Below are 15,075 nucleotides of genomic sequence, written 5' to 3'. Positions count from 1 at the left end.
TTGTTCCCCGCTTTTTTCATACTCCATGCTGCCGCACGCATCACGCTAGTCACTCCTACCACACACCAACCCACAGTTTGTTTTGCGACTTTAGTATACGAATACCAGTGTGGTAGAGATTTGAGATTTTTCGCACTAAACAGACAATAAAAAAAATAGATAGTTGCACCAACCCGCAGCTTAAATATGCGACTTTAGTTGCACTTAGTAAACCACGCACTTTCGTAACAAACTTAACGAGTCTATGAGTTTTGTGTTGGCATTTAGTGTGTTGAGAGGCTGGAAAAATTGTGTTCAGTGCTAAAAGAGGACTGAGAAGCTACATTCTTTAAATATAGGCGAACACAATAAGCGCCTGTAGCAGCCAGAGCGCCCGAAGGACGGGACGCACGCAAACACAAATTTTCTAGCCTCGTCAAAACCGAAAAACTAAATCAGTTACAAAACTCATAGACTATACTCAAGAATAACGTAAACAAAATCGCTAGGAGAGAAATCCCCCGAAACTCGCGCCACATCAAGCAAGAGCGAAAGCAGGTCGTCGCGCAAAAGCCGGAGTTTTTCCGGCAAATGTGGTTGGAAACAGTCATAAGAAGCAGCAGAGTATCGCACTTGCCGCAAGGTAGTGATTAAATGGTGATAATCGCAAGGAGTAAGTATGAATAAAGCCCTTATTAACATTGATTATACGAATGATTTCGTGGCAAGCGACGGCTCTCTTACTGTGGGCGAGCCTGCGCAAAAGCTCGAGAAGCGTATTACTGAGATTTCGCAGGAATTTCTTGACGCTGGTGAGTTCGTGGTTTTTGCGATTGATACGCATCATTTGAACGATCCGTATCATCCTGAAACTAAGCTTTTCCCGCCTCACAATATCGCCGGAACTCACGGCCAGAAGTTATATGGCACGCTTGGCGATTTTTACGAAGCGAATAAAGATAAAAGCAATGTGTATTACATTCACAAGACTCGCTACTCTTCGTTTAATGGCACGGATTTGCTGATTAAGCTTCGCGAACGTCACATTGAGGAGTTGCATTTGGTGGGAGTTTGCACGGATATTTGCGTGTTGCACACTGCTGTTGATGCGTATAATCTTGGATTTAAGATTGTGGTTCATAAGGATGCCGTGGCAAGTTTTGATCCTGCAGGGCACGAGTGGGCGTTACGTCATTTTAAGACTTGCCTTAATGCTGATATTGTAGAAGGCTAAGGATTTTAGCTAAAAATATTAAAAATTATTAAATAATCAACGCTGGTTGCTTTAAGCTGCCAGCGTTTTTGTTTATTCGGAGTGTTGACTTGCAATTAATGAGAATCATTATTATTATTGATAGACGTTGTTAAGATATCTTCAATAGTCATTCGTGAAAGAAGAGCGCGAATAGGCGAAATAGAGAAGATGAAGTGTAGAGAGCGAAATAATAATTATGACTCAGGTCATTAAGAATATTGCGAAACGCGCTTTTGCAATGGCAAGTGTTGCAATACTTGCGTTTGCCGTGCTGGCATCAGGATTTAGTGCTGCAAAACCTGCGGTTGCATTAGAAAATAGTAATCCTGGCGAAAAATACAATCCTACAAAAAAGGAAGTGCTAAGTCACGGTCATACGGACGTATTCTATCCAATTCAATACAAGGGTAAGTTCATTATGGCCGTCGAAAAAGATGGTGCCACTTTCTTAAAGCCTGAAAATACTACTTTGCGCGTAGCAAAAAGCACGTATACTACAAAATCGCAGCTTCCTGCGCTCGCTACTGAATACTACTATCTCGATATTTCTGGAAACCAAAAAGGAAATCCTCTCTTCCCAGGTTGGGACACAGGTTATGCTGCATCTTTAGTTGGCGCATCTCACGCAGATGACGCAACAGCAGATATTGCAATTCAGCAAGTTACTGCACCAATGAACGGTCGCATTCTGCTTTGGACTACCAGTGGCATTGGTACAAATTCGAAGAAATTGTCGTTTGAAGAGAATGATTTAGACGACGAACCTGATACTGATGGCAGTCGATTCATGCTACCTGGTGTGATTCATCAACATACTGCCGGTCACGTTCATGCAAACTGGGGATTTACGCAACCTGGCGTGTATAAGCTAAAAGTATCAGCAACTATTACAAATAAAAACACTAAAAAGCAGATTACAACTGAGCCTGCAGAATATACGTTTGAAGTAGAAGACACATATTCAGGGGAAGTTCCTGCTGGCCTTACGGAAACGCTTGATTTGCATCGTCGCGGTGATTTTATTAATCCTGATGATGATGAAGAAGCGCACAAAGCTTCTGAAGAGCATAAAGACACGGATAAAGATGATGGCGGCGATATGCGTATCGGTAATATTCGTGATTCCGGACCTCATCCACATTATCATTCATACGAAGGTTATGGCGGTTTAGACTTAAAAGTAGTTAACAAGCCGAAGGGTGCTCGCATTGAGTGGAGATATGTGCGCGCTGACGAAGGCCCTGACGCGTATGGAACCACTCTTTTTGCTGAGAGATTGCAGCTTCCAGCTGAGCCTGCAATGAACAAGATGAAAGTGTATGCTCACGCAACTGAAGGCAAAACGCAAGTTGGAAAAGATACTGCCTCCGCAACCATAGTTGTTGAAGATCACGGTGCTGACGGTCATCCTGTAGTAAAAGCAATTGCTCCGTATAAGCGCTTCAAACCAGGAGATACTTTACATGCGAAAACAGTATTGCTTAACCCTCATGTTGCAACCGATGGCATTACTGGTGAGCCAACCGATGACCCTACAAATCCTGTAACTTCCATTGTTAAGGACTATGTTTGGTTGATGAAAAAGGAAGGAGAAAGCGAATTTAAGCGCATTCCTGGTGCTGTGAGCAGCAAGTTGGATCTAAAACTTGATGCAACAATGCAAGGTGCAACGATTCGTCCTTCATTAATTTTAAAGAACGGTGAACTTTACCGTAATAAAATGTTTGATGAGTTTTGCGATTATGTTATTGAGATGAAGGGTGTTCCTCACTCTCATAACAATGATGGCGATGATGATCAAAGTGGTTCTGATTCGGAGGATGATGATAATCCTCATAGAAAAAAGCGCCATGGTAAGAGACATAATAAGCGTCATAATAAGCGCAAAAATAAAACTAAGCATTTTGCTGGTGGCAGGAGCTTCTTGAAAGGCGTATTCGGCGGTGCTGCAAATTCTGGATTACTCGGATCTAGCTCTAACGGTGGATTCCGATTCGAATCTAATTTCTTTAATAAATCTGGCAAAAAATTAAATCGCACAAACAATAATCGCAATAATCGTAAGAATAATCCTAAGAATAGTTCTAAAAATAATACGCAAAATGGTTCTGGTTCTGGTTCTGGTTCTGGTTCTAGCGCTAGCTCTTTTATGAGAACAGAAAATTCAAGCGGAAAATCGTTGAATAATTCATCGAGACAAACTTCTGGCGGAACTCATACTAAGAACAAGAGCTCTAAGAAAAGTGGTCAGACTGTTCGTAATTTCGTGAGAACAGATAATAATTCTGGCAATAAGTCCAGAAATAGTTCTGTCAATAACTCTGATTTTGTTAAGAATAATGAACGCCATGCTTCGCAAAGTACAAGGCAATACGATGAAGAACCTAATGAAGCGTATGAAGATAATCCAGAGGATAAGAAAGCTAGCGGTTCCTCAACTAAGTGGGTTGCGGCTGCGGTTTCAAGCGCGAGCGTTGGCTTATGCACAATAACTGGTGCATGTGGAGCATTGATGCGTTCCAAATTGAAATTGTTGTAAATAATATTCGTATTATCACTAGAAAGTTTAAATAATGAATTACAAACAAAATGAAACATTGCGAGTAAAAAGAAAGTATGTATATTCTACTGCATTGCTTGCGCTCATATTTTCTTTAGTAGCTTTGGTAACATCTTTATGCGTACCAAATCCAATGCATGAAACTGCTTATGCTACTGAAGGTAATCAGCCAGTTATGATTCAAGCGGGTCATGCTGATTTTGGACCAACGCTAATCGACGGCAAATGGAAATTGAAAATTCGCGACGATACTGGCGATGAGCCAGTGTGGCGAGACCCAGAAAATGTGGTATTTAAATTAGGTAGCAATTCAATAATCCCTATGCCTGATGACGCTGCTTACAGTTTTATTGGCGAAAAGCCAGGAACAAAGCTTTACGTAATTCCACAAACTCAGAATCCTGATGTGCCGTGGCTTGGTTGGAATACGCAGGAAGGTGGCGTGCTTAACGAGCTTGATCGAGGGGCTAATCTTTCGCTTGAAGGAGTAAGCGGCCCAGGTAAATTGCACGTTTACTTAGAAAATGGCAACAATAATCCACAGCAACTTTGGGATAGTACTAAAGGATATCCGCAAAACAGCTGGATTGAAACCAATGCTCATACTCACGTGAATTGGGTGTTTTCTAAGCCTGGAATTTATCATGTAAAGCTCACTTTTTCCGGAAAATTGAAGAATGGACGAAAAGTAAGCGATACTCGCGTTCTTAATTTTGCAGTTGGAGACAATACAGATCCGCAGGCTGCTTTAGGTGCGGGCGCTGCTGCTGGAGCAAGTGGCAACGAAGGTGATGAAGAGAATCAAGATGAAGAAGACAACAATCAATCCACAAAAGATGAAACTAACAATCATCACAAACTTCTTCACAACAAGCATAAGCACTCTCACAAAGCATCTGAAAACAGTGACGATACAGCTTTAGTTCTTCAGATCATAGCTATTTTTGTGTCTATCATTGCCGTAATTATTGTGATTTTTGTGCTAATAGCTGTAGTTAAAAGCAAGAAAGCGCGAAATCTTGCGCTCGCTAAGCAAGCTTCTGCACAAGCTAATCAACAGTATGCAAATAATGCAAATTCTGTGAATAGTGCGAATGGCGACAGTACTTTGTCAAATCTAGTGCGTGATCAAGAAACTACAGTAATGTCACCAATTAATAATTCTCAATATTCTCAATCAGACAATATGCAATCTGATGGTACTCAGTGGAAATAATGGTGTGACGAAAATGGTTCGTAATAGTATAAAGAAATTATCTCGCGCTTTGTTGGTGGGCGTGTGCTTGTGTGGCATGATGGTTGGAACTCCAGCGGCTTTTGCTGACAATGGCGGTGACACAACTGCTGTAAGCGGAAAGAAATCTTCTAAAGATTTTACCGCCATAAAAGAAGCCAATTTTGAAGCGTGTACGGCTGCTAGATTGGATCGTACTGCTTCGCAACCTGCGGCTGATAATAAAGCTGTAATCTGCCACGCGTATAAAGGTCACACTGACGTTTTTGCAACTTTCTTTGATGCTGCAAACCAGCGTATGGTATTAGGCACCTTGGGTGATGCATTTGAAAGTAAAGATCATGATGGCACTCGTTACGATACGAATCGACTTATTTTTGAAGTCGGTTCTAAAAACATCATGCAGCTTTCCAAAGATGAGGACAATCCGGTAATAAAAGAAATCTACGCAACAACTCGCGAAGGTGTAGTCTGGTTCTTTGATCAGTCGGGAGCTGGGGAAACTGGTGCATTATGGCCAGGTTTAGATACTAGACCGTTATATACGGGAGCTGGTTCTACTTCAGTTGATCCAACAGTCAAACTGTCATTAACTGGCATAGAAGCACCACACAACGGCGAAGTTTTTATGTACATTCGCAGCGGTGAGGAATATGAGAAAATGCTTGGCTCTGCTGACGGATGGCCGAAAGATGTTGACATTGCTGATACTAACGGCAAGCATTCGCACATGTATTGGTCTTTTAACCGTCCTGGCGTGTACAAGTTAAAAATGAAGGCTACTGCTACCATTGGTGGCAAGGAACAAAGTTCTGAGCAGACTTATACATTCCATGTAACTAATCATGATGTAACAGCTGGGGATTTTGCTGATTATGACGGCGCGTCTTTTGACGGTGACGAAGACGACGAAGATTCTGATGATAATGACGATTCTCAAAGTGAGGATCACAGCATTAATGTGCAACAAAGCAACGGATCTTTCTTCATTAACGGTAACAACAACACTGTTTATGTGACTCCATGGCCTGGAGCAAAAATGCAACAACAAGGATTTGCTGGAAGTAATAACGGTGGTCTTTTTAATGCAGAACATAACACTAAAAGCGGAAAGCAAGATACTAAAAAGCAGCAATCTGTTGTGACAAAGTTCAAAGACATCAAGGGTGACAAACTTGTTATAGACCACGGTCACGTTGATATTGCTGTATATACTGGCGATTCAAATAAAGTTGATATGGCTGTGCAAGAAGATGTGACAGGAAGCCACGTATTTAGAGACCCAGACACAGTTGTATTCGCGGTTGGTGATGCTGGTAAAACTAACGGCGTGTATCGTATACCGCAAACACAAATTGATGGTGTGCCATGGATGGGTTGGAATAATCAGTCTATGAATCCGCATAAGCCAACTCAATTGAGCCTAACAGGAGTTGAAGGTCCTGGAAACGTACGCGTTTGGATGTTTGGAGGTTTGGGCGGCGGAGATAAAGAGATCTTCTCCACTCAAGGAGCAACAGATTATACAATACCTGCAAATACGCATGCTCATGCAAATTGGGATTTCGACGAACCAGGATATTACACATTGCAATTCCAAGCTTCTGACGGAAATTCTACAGTAACTCGCAATATTCATGTTGCTGTTGGTGTTGATCCACAAGAAACGCCAATGGGGTATGCTGACGGTCGCGAAGATAATGGAAAAAAGGATCCACGAGGCAGAAAAGGTGATCCTTTTGTACCTTATAATCCACCAAAACCTGCTGATCCTTCTCGTTTTGGCGGAAATCCTTTTGTTGGTGGTCGTGGTTTAGGATTGAACAATTCACACTCTGGAAAACAATTACCAAGAAAAGCTAAAAAGCATAAAGGTCTTGTTTCAAAAATTAGTAACAAGAGGCTCGCTAAAAGTTTGTACCGACAGAAATTGAACGATAATGACGATGTTGCGAAGTCTGAAGCAAAAGGTGTAAAAGGATTATTTAAGCGAAATCCTTTACTTGCTTATTCGCTTCTTGCTGGTGGAATTATTGCTGTGCTTGGCGTTTTGGGTGCAGGGATTTGGTATCTCTACAATCGCGGACTTATTAACTTCAACTGGCTGTTGCGCTATTAGTAGTAGGAGTGTGTGAGGGTGATTCATAGGCCCAGAAGAGTAAAGCAAACTTTGTTTTCTTCGATTGGTGCAATTGCAGTCGTCGCGCTTATTTTGCCGCTTTCTGCTTGTGGTAGTGTTAACGGGAATCGTGCAGGACATCGCGATGGTCGCATTAATGTAGTTACAACTACAGGCGTTTTGCGTGATATGGTGGCGAATGTAGCAGGGGATGCTGCAAATGTGAGTTCAATCGTACCTGATAATGCAGATCCGCACTCTTACGAGCCACGATTGCGTTCAATTCGAGACGTTGTGTATGCGGATGTGGCTTTTAGTAATTACATGATGCTTGAGGAGCATGGTGTTATTACTGCTTTAGACGCAAATTTGCGAAAAGGCGTGCCAAATGTGCAACTTGCTGAAGAAAGCGTGAAACATGCGGCGGATATTATTCCAATGGTCGAAGATGTGTCGTTGGACACTATTTGGCTTGGTCTTGCTACAGAACGCATGGCTGCGCAAGTTGGAGCAGAAGCTGCAACTGTGAAATCTGCAACTGTGAAATCTTCTGAAGAATCGCAAAATTCTAAATCTTCTGAAGAATCGCAATCTTCTACATCTTCGCAGTCTTCACAATCAAACGCGCCTTCAACAGTAACAAAAGAAGGACGCGCAACCGTAATAAAGCCAAACGCATACAACATGAAGCGCTCTGACAGAATCCGCTTAACTGCAACAAAAGTAAAAGGACCTGGAGCATTATTCGCTTACCTTACAGGCACTTTTGGAAGCGTAGAAACTTACGTAAATTCAGCGAACGGAATTAGCGACGAAGATCACGTGGACTTGCCGGCGGATGCGCACACGCATTTAAGCTGGGCTTTTAGCAAGTCGGGAGTGTATACGCTTGATTGGCATGCGGATATTTTGGATGCTCAAGGTACAAGAGTTGCAAGTTTAGGTAATACAAGAATGCGTTTTGCTGTTGGCGTAAATGCGCAGAAAGTAGCGAAAAAGCGAAGAGCTCGCGTGGTTTTGAATAAAGGTCATGCCGATTTAGCATACGATTTGGCGTCGCACGGGTTTATGTACCGAGTGGATACTTTGCAAGAAAAGCGCTCTGCTGCGCCAAAACGTGTGTACTACAATCCGCAAGATGTGGTTGTGGAAGTTCCAACTAACGCGCTGAAAGAAATTCCTGCAGAGCAGGGGTATCGTTTCTTAGGTGCTGCTCGCGAAAAGTTGTATCAGCTTCCGCAGGCTGTTTTAGGAAAACACGTTCACGGAGATATTGATCCGCATTTATGGCAGTCAGTAAAAAACGGAATTGCTTATGTGCGAACAATAGCAGATAGACTTTGCGAAGTCGACCCTAAAAATGCTCGTAAATATCGCGCAAATGCGGATCGTTATATTAACAAGCTTCTCGATGTAGACGCGTATATGCGCAAAAAAGTTGCATCAATTCCAAAAGAGCGCCGCAATTTGGTCACAACGCACGACGCTTTTGCATACTTAGGTAAAGCTTATGGCGTAAATATTGCAGGATTTGTAACAATTAACCCTTCAAGCGAGCCAAGCGTGCAAGATAGGCGTAGGCTTTCGCAAATTTTGCGCGACTTGGAAATTCCTGCAGTGTTTTTGGAGCCGAATTTGATTTCGCGCTCGTCTGTGCTTAAAGAGCTTGCAGCCGAAGCACATGTGAAAGTTTGCCCAATTTATGGTGACGCTTTCGACGCGAAGGTTAGAACTTACGTGGATATGATGCGAGCTAACGCGGATTCTTTAGCGAAATGTTTGAAGTGATAGCGAAGTGATAGCGAAGTGATAGCGAAGTGGATGGGATTTATGAATAAAAATATTAGCGAAAATAGTACTGTTATTAACGCGCAAAACTTGAGTGTAAGCTACGCAAATCGAGCTGTTGTAAAAGACGTTTCTTTTACTATCAATAGTGGCGAATTCGTTGGGTTACTGGGTGCGAACGGCGCTGGGAAAACAACGCTTTTCCGCGCAATTATGGGGCTGATTCCGCACGCTGGAAAACTAGAAGTTAAAGCTCCTAGCGCAGAAGGCGATAGTGTAAATTCGCGCGTATCTTACGTTGGTTACGTGCCGCAAAGACATGATATTGCGTGGGATTTTCCGCTTTCTGTTTTAGATGTGGTGATGATGGGCAGGATTCGCCACATTGGCTACGTTCGTCGCGCAAAAAAAGAAGATTACGAAATTGCGCTTGCCTCGCTTCACCGCACAGGAATGGCTGATTTTCGAGACCGAACAATTGGGGAGCTTTCCGGCGGCCAGCGTCAGCGCGTGCTGGTTGCGCGAGCGCTTGCCGGAGAGCCGCGTTTGCTTCTGTTAGATGAACCATTTACTGGTCTTGATATGCCAACTCAGGAGTTACTTACGAGCCTGTTTTTGGATTTAGCAAAGTCTGGAGAGGCAATTCTTATGAGCTCTCACGACATAATTGGCTCGATTAACTCATGCTCAAGAATCATGCTTTTTGATGGCACTATTGTTGGAGACGACGAGCCGCAAAATTTGACCGCGGAGAAGTGGGTGCAAACTTTCCATGTAGCGCCTGAAAATCCGCTTATTAAAGCAGTTGAGCAAGTAATAGGGAAAAAATAGAGGTGGAAAAATAAATGTTATCTCCAATCGAATTTATACAAGACTTAAGCAATCCGGACCTTTGGTTTTTGCTAAAAGCGCTTATTGTGGCATGCCTTTCTAGCGTAATTTGCGGCGTAGTCGGATGCTATGTAGTGCTTAGAGGAATGGCGTTTATTGGAGATGCTGTAGCGCACTCCGTGTTTCCAGGCCTCGCAATCGCCTTCGTATTGCAAGGTAATCTGCTTCTTGGTGGCGCGTTAGCAGGAGTCGCAACCGCGCTAATAGTATCTATTTTTAGCCAAAATCGAAGGCTTCGCGAAGACTCGTTTATTGGAGTATTTTTCGTATCTGCTTTCGCGCTCGGAATCGTAATAATATCAAAAGCTTCGGGCTACGCCGGCTCTTTGGAATCCTTCTTATTTGGCTCAATTACAGGCATTCCGGACTCCGATATTGCTGTTGTAGCTGTTACAGGGCTGATTATTTTGACGCTTTTGAGCATGTTCTACAAAGAGCTTGTGTGTGTGTCGATGGATCGCGAAACTTCGCGCGCAATGGGATTGCCAGTGGCATGGCTAGATGGAATGCTGTATGTGCTGGTGGCGATTGCAGTAGTTGTTTCCGTACAAATTATTGGAAACGTGCTTGTGCTTGCACTTCTGGTGACACCTGCTGCAACCGCAAGACTGCTTACAGATAGGCTGCCTATAATGATGATTTTGGCGCCGGTTATTGGCTGCGCGTCGTCGATTGTGGGCATGTATATTTCTTGGAGCTTTGATACTGCAACAGGCGGCACGATTGTGCTTGTTGCAACGGTGCTTTTTGTGCTTTCGTGGGTTTGCTCGCCTAAGCATGGGCTGATTTCAAAGGCGCTGGTAAAAACAAAAGGTTAAGAAAGCAGGTTTAGCGCAGGTTTATAGTGTGCGGCACAATAGACGTATGGTATCTAAAGGAAAACCTTCGCCTAGAAGCGCAGTTAAACCGCTCAGTGATGAGCAAGTAGAACGCTTAGCGCGCGCACACAAGTTAGTTGATCCTACTTATTACTACCCAACTGGCGCGCGGACGCCAAACACGGCAGAAATCAACGCGCAAAATCCTAAAGCCGCTGAAAGGTTGCTTGAAGGAACGTCGCGCGTATTGCGTTCGCGTTGCAAAGTAAAGGCGTGGGGATTAGAAAACGTGCCAGAAGAAGGCGTGTTTATTACCGCTTGCACGCACGTTACAATGTTTGACGTTTTTATACCAATGACAGCGCTATTCCACCAAGGTCGTAGACCTCGTTACATGGCAAAAGCAGAACTAGCGCACTGGCCAATCTTAGGAAAATGGTTCCAGCTAGTAGGTATGCAGTCGGTTCCGCGCAGAAGTGGAAAAGCGCGCGAAATTGAGGAAGAATCAATCAAAATCCTCACGAACGGAAGACCTTTAAGCATTTGGCCAGAAGGCACTTTAACGCGCGATCCTAAAAAATGGCCTATGAGCATGAAGCCTGGAATTGGAATTATTGCGCTCGAAGCTTCGCGCAGACTAGGACATCAGATTCCGCTATTTTGCGCGGTTGTGTGGGGTGCTGCAAGCATTAACCACTGGTGGCCTTGGCCGAAGAAAAACGTTGTAATGTGCTACGATACTCAGCTTGATTATTCCGACTTGCTGCAGGGAAGCGAAAATTGGGGAGAATTGCCTCCAATGGAATCTGCCGAAGAGCTTGCTCGTCGCGTGCGAGTGCGCATGACGCAAATTATGGAAGAGATTCGCGGCGAAAAAGCTCCTGCTGGATACTTTGATTACAGGCAGATGAAACGCGTTACGGAAGAATAAAAAATATACGGAAGAATAAAATAAAGTATCTTTTTAAAATCCCGTAAAGCGGCGTGTGTAGTATTAAGTAATAGTGTGATTATAAGTCAAAATTGAGCTGCAAATTAGCTTGCGAAATGCGCGAAACTATAACGCAGCCCACGAAACTTCAAACCGAAAGGCAGGACGTAAACATGAACGTTACGGTGTTGGGTGCTGGTGCTTGGGGAACTGCGTTTGGTCAAGTGCTTGCGGACGCAGGAAATCAAGTGACGATGTGGGCAATAGAGCCGGAAATCGTTGAAGGAATTCGCGACCATCATCATAACGGCGTGCGCTTGCCAAGCGTAGAAAAACTTCCAGAAAACATGACCGCAACTGGGGATCGAGCGGAAGCTGTTGCGAACGCGGATATTGTAGTTGTGGCTATTGCGGCACAATTTGCTCGCGTTGCCTTAGCAGAATTCGTGGGTTTGATTCCACAAAACGCGATTGTTGTTTCGCTTATGAAAGGCATTGAGCGCACAACCGGCAAGCGTATGGATGAAGTCGTGTGCGAAGCATTGAACTTGCCGCGTAACCGTTTCGCTGCACTTTCCGGACCAAACTTAAGCAAGGAAGTAGCCTCTCGCCATCCGGCTGCAGCAGTAGTTGCTTGCGTAGAAAAGTCTCAGGCAGAAGTAGTTGCAAAAGCTTGCTCAAACAGCTACTTTAAGGCGTTTGTGTCAACCGACGTAATCGGCGTAGAAATGTGCGGCTCGCTTAAAAACGTGGTTGCGCTCGCAGTTGGCATGGCTCGAGGCGCAGGATACGGCGAAAACACGGCGGCTATGATCGAAACTCGCGGTTTGGCAGAATTGACGGCTTTGGGCGTTGCAGAAGGCGCAGATTCGCGCACTTTTGCAGGTCTTGCAGGCTTTGGCGATTTAGTTGCAACTTGTGGATCACCATTAAGCCGCAACTACACTTTCGGTGCAAATCTTGGAAAAGGCATGAGCGTTGAAGAAGCAACCGCTGTGAGCAATGGTGTTGCGGAAGGCGTGCCAACTACAAGCGCAGTTGTGGCAATGGGCAAGAGATTAGGCGTTGCAACTCCGCTCGCAAGCGCAATGGCTCGCGTGCTTGAAGAAGGAATTTCCTGCCAAGAAATGCTCGCAATGCTTTTTGACGACGATGTTTGCGAAGAGTAAGTAGCTTTTGCGAAAAGTAGCGCGCGTAAATAATCGTAAATAATCGTAAATAATTAAAATAATCAAAAATAAAATATATAAAGGAAAAAAATGACGAAAAAGCGTGTAGTGTTCTTGTATGGCGGTAAAGCAGACGAACATTCGATTTCTTGCATATCGGCTGCTGGAGTACTCAGTGCTGTAGACGAAAGTCGATTCGAGATTGTACGTATTGCAATCACAAAGCAAGGCGAGTGGATTGTTGGCGGAGAAGATCCTCGTAACTTCCACATGGAAGAAGGAGAGCTTCCGGTAATAACAAAAACTGCTGAAACGCGCGATGTTGTGCTAGACCCAGCTAAAGGCGCAGACGGATTTTTGGTGCGAGAAGCAGACGGCACGCTTACAAGTTTGGGTCATATTGACGCAGTGTTTCCGGTTCTTCACGGGCCAAACGGCGAAGATGGCACTTTGCAAGGCTTGCTAGAAATGATGCAAGTTCCATACGTTGGTTGCGGAGTTTTAGCCTCGGCTGCGTGCATGGATAAGTATTACGCGAAGCAACTTTTTAAGGCTGCCGGAATTAATGTTGCTCCTGGAATCGCACTGGATGCGCGAAAGTTTGCAAGCGATGCGGCGAACAATTTTGATGCGTATGCAAACGAAATTCTTGCGCAAGTTGAAGCTGCAAAACTAGAGTATCCGCTTTTTGTAAAGCCAAGCCGTGCAGGATCTAGTTTTGGAGTTACAAAAGTTGAATCGCGCGATGCTAAAGCTTTAGCAGATGCAGTTTTTGAGGCTTCAAAGCACGATTGGCGAGTATTGATAGAGCAAGGAATTGACGCGCGAGAAATTGAGTGCGCGGTTCTTGCCGCTCGCGACGGCGAAGAGCCTCAGGCGAGCTGGCCTGGAGAAGTTGTGCTAGACAAGCGTCAGGCTGGTGAAGATCAGTTCTACGATTTTGACAGTAAATACATGGATTCTGCAGCTTCGCATATTGAAGTTCCGGCCGATCTTCCGGAAGAAACTTTGCAGCGCGTTCGCAAAACAGCGCTTGCAGCATTCAAGGCGGCAGATGGAAGAGGATTAAGTCGAGTGGATTCTTTCGTAACTAAAGATGGCCGCGTAATTCTTAACGAGATCAACACAATGCCTGGATTTACGCCAATTTCCATGTATCCAAAAGCCTGGGAAGCAACCGGAATAAGCTATAGCGATTTAATCACAAAGCTTATTGAAGGCGTTCTGAAATAATTTAATCAACTGTAAAACAGCAACAAAAACAGCAACAAAAGCAGAAGCAAAAACAGCAACAAAAGCAGAAACAAAAAGGAATAAGTATGCAAGATTTGCAAAATTCATGGCGCGACGACACTTATTTGTTAGCGCGCAAACGTCAAGGAACTATTGGCATGTCTTTATGCGTATTCCTAGTAGTTTGGATTGCTGTTGCCTATGTTCTTGGAGTTCTTTATTCGCAGTTTGTGCCTAAGAGCATGCTAAGCGACTCTCTTAACACATTACTTGTGTCGGATATTTCGCAGTATTTAGTCGCTTTGCCAATAGCAATGCTTATTATGCGCACTGTTCCTGCTGCAAAAACTCGACAATTCTCTATGAAATTTAGCCAATTTGGCGGCTTCTTTGCTGTGTGCATACCGATTATGTACATTGGTAATATAGTTGGCATTTTCCTAGCAACAGTTCTTAGCGGCGGAAAAGCAGAAAATCGCGTCTCAGACACTATTGCAGCGGGAAATATGTGGGAAACCTTCATATTTGTGGTAATTCTTGCGCCAATTGTGGAAGAATGGCTTTTTAGAAAACAGTTGCTTTCTCGTTTGCGCGTGTATGGAGAAAAGCGAGCTATTGTATTTTCTGCACTTGCTTTCGCGCTTTTCCATATGAACGTGTTCCAATTCTTCTACGCATTTGGACTTGGACTTGTTTTTGGCTACATTTATATTCGTACGTCCAAATTGAGCTACAGCATATTCCTTCATATGATTGTGAATTTCCAAGGAAGCATAGTTGCAATGTGGTTGGAAAAGCAGCTGGTTGATGCAAGCGGAAATATGATTGACGTAGAAAAGATGTCGCGTCAGGAATTAACTAGCCTACCAACCGGTTTTATTCTAGCTGGAATTTATGGGATGTTTATGATTGCCATGCTTATAGTAGGCGTGGTTTTGCTAGTTCGCCGCCGCAAGTATCTTGTATTCTTCAATGCTCCGCAAGAACTTCCGAATAAAGCTGGCAACAAAGCATTGTACGGAACTGTTGGAGTAATAGCGTTTTTGATTATTTCAATACTTCTTAATTTGCTAATGTTATTTGTGTAAAAGCGAGTAA

Annotated in this window: 11 protein-coding genes; all 11 read left to right on the top strand. The window is 43.8% G+C overall.

What is annotated here, in order from left to right; all coding sequences use genetic code 11:
- The first annotated feature begins 658 nt into the window (after nt 1-658).
- The 11 genes from CGSMWGV1500E_RS01060 (at nt 659) to CGSMWGV1500E_RS01110 (ending at nt 15,065) form a co-directional block, all read left to right on the top strand.
- Nucleotides 659-1,213 (top strand): cysteine hydrolase family protein, encoded by a 555-nt coding sequence (locus tag CGSMWGV1500E_RS01060; RefSeq protein ID WP_004118531.1) that lies wholly within the window; start codon nt 659-661, stop codon nt 1,211-1,213.
- A 217-nt stretch (nt 1,214-1,430) separates the two neighbouring features.
- Nucleotides 1,431-3,773, top strand: coding sequence for a choice-of-anchor M domain-containing protein (locus CGSMWGV1500E_RS01065; RefSeq protein WP_004129146.1), 2,343 nt, complete (start codon nt 1,431-1,433; stop codon nt 3,771-3,773).
- A 34-nt stretch (nt 3,774-3,807) separates the two neighbouring features.
- Nucleotides 3,808-5,010: a TIGR03773 family transporter-associated surface protein gene (locus CGSMWGV1500E_RS01070; RefSeq protein WP_004129144.1), complete on the top strand. Its 1,203-nt coding sequence runs from the start codon at nt 3,808-3,810 to the stop codon at nt 5,008-5,010.
- A 13-nt stretch (nt 5,011-5,023) separates the two neighbouring features.
- A complete protein-coding gene (locus tag CGSMWGV1500E_RS01075; RefSeq protein ID WP_004129143.1) occupies nt 5,024-7,147 on the top strand; it encodes a choice-of-anchor M domain-containing protein in 2,124 nt (707 codons plus the stop codon).
- Between the two features lie 51 nt (nt 7,148-7,198).
- Nucleotides 7,199-8,935 (top strand): anchored repeat ABC transporter, substrate-binding protein, encoded by a 1,737-nt coding sequence (locus CGSMWGV1500E_RS01080; protein WP_230455198.1) that lies wholly within the window; start codon nt 7,199-7,201, stop codon nt 8,933-8,935.
- Between the two features lie 33 nt (nt 8,936-8,968).
- Nucleotides 8,969-9,766 carry an anchored repeat-type ABC transporter ATP-binding subunit gene (locus tag CGSMWGV1500E_RS01085; RefSeq protein WP_032843656.1) on the top strand — a complete coding sequence of 266 codons (798 nt, stop codon included), beginning with the start codon at nt 8,969-8,971 and terminating at the stop codon, nt 9,764-9,766.
- 14 nt (nt 9,767-9,780) lie between these two features.
- Nucleotides 9,781-10,644 (top strand): anchored repeat-type ABC transporter permease subunit, encoded by an 864-nt coding sequence (locus tag CGSMWGV1500E_RS01090; RefSeq protein ID WP_004129137.1) that lies wholly within the window; start codon nt 9,781-9,783, stop codon nt 10,642-10,644.
- Nucleotides 10,645-10,690: 46 nt separating this feature from the next.
- Nucleotides 10,691-11,575, top strand: a complete 885-nt coding sequence (locus CGSMWGV1500E_RS01095; protein WP_004129135.1) for a lysophospholipid acyltransferase family protein — start codon at nt 10,691-10,693, stop codon at nt 11,573-11,575.
- A 173-nt stretch (nt 11,576-11,748) separates the two neighbouring features.
- Nucleotides 11,749-12,744, top strand: a complete 996-nt coding sequence (locus CGSMWGV1500E_RS01100) for an NAD(P)H-dependent glycerol-3-phosphate dehydrogenase (RefSeq protein WP_004129133.1) — start codon at nt 11,749-11,751, stop codon at nt 12,742-12,744.
- A 90-nt stretch (nt 12,745-12,834) separates the two neighbouring features.
- A complete protein-coding gene (locus CGSMWGV1500E_RS01105; RefSeq protein ID WP_004129131.1) occupies nt 12,835-13,977 on the top strand; it encodes a D-alanine--D-alanine ligase family protein in 1,143 nt (380 codons plus the stop codon).
- An 86-nt stretch (nt 13,978-14,063) separates the two neighbouring features.
- Nucleotides 14,064-15,065, top strand: coding sequence for a CPBP family intramembrane glutamic endopeptidase (locus tag CGSMWGV1500E_RS01110; protein WP_004129129.1), 1,002 nt, complete (start codon nt 14,064-14,066; stop codon nt 15,063-15,065).
- Nucleotides 15,066-15,075 lie beyond the last annotated feature (10 nt).

It is taken from the genome of Gardnerella vaginalis 1500E, from assembly GCF_000263595.1.
In the GTDB taxonomy this organism is placed as follows: Bacteria; Actinomycetota; Actinomycetes; order Actinomycetales; family Bifidobacteriaceae; genus Bifidobacterium; species Bifidobacterium vaginale_E.
This window is presented reverse-complemented; position numbering and strand designations above follow the sequence as displayed.

What these genes read in the sequence shown, in the direction of transcription:
- CGSMWGV1500E_RS01060 (WP_004118531.1), top strand. Translation starts at nt 659, where the DNA reads ATGAATAAAGCCCTTATTAACATTGATTATACGAATGATTTCGTGGCA.
- CGSMWGV1500E_RS01065 (WP_004129146.1), top strand. Translation starts at nt 1,431, where the DNA reads ATGACTCAGGTCATTAAGAATATTGCGAAACGCGCTTTTGCAATGGCA.
- CGSMWGV1500E_RS01070 (WP_004129144.1), top strand. Translation starts at nt 3,808, where the DNA reads ATGAATTACAAACAAAATGAAACATTGCGAGTAAAAAGAAAGTATGTA.
- CGSMWGV1500E_RS01075 (WP_004129143.1), top strand. Translation starts at nt 5,024, where the DNA reads ATGGTTCGTAATAGTATAAAGAAATTATCTCGCGCTTTGTTGGTGGGC.
- CGSMWGV1500E_RS01085 (WP_032843656.1), top strand. Translation starts at nt 8,969, where the DNA reads ATGGGATTTATGAATAAAAATATTAGCGAAAATAGTACTGTTATTAAC.
- CGSMWGV1500E_RS01090 (WP_004129137.1), top strand. Translation starts at nt 9,781, where the DNA reads ATGTTATCTCCAATCGAATTTATACAAGACTTAAGCAATCCGGACCTT.
- CGSMWGV1500E_RS01095 (WP_004129135.1), top strand. Translation starts at nt 10,691, where the DNA reads ATGGTATCTAAAGGAAAACCTTCGCCTAGAAGCGCAGTTAAACCGCTC.
- CGSMWGV1500E_RS01100 (WP_004129133.1), top strand. Translation starts at nt 11,749, where the DNA reads ATGAACGTTACGGTGTTGGGTGCTGGTGCTTGGGGAACTGCGTTTGGT.
- CGSMWGV1500E_RS01105 (WP_004129131.1), top strand. Translation starts at nt 12,835, where the DNA reads ATGACGAAAAAGCGTGTAGTGTTCTTGTATGGCGGTAAAGCAGACGAA.
- CGSMWGV1500E_RS01110 (WP_004129129.1), top strand. Translation starts at nt 14,064, where the DNA reads ATGCAAGATTTGCAAAATTCATGGCGCGACGACACTTATTTGTTAGCG.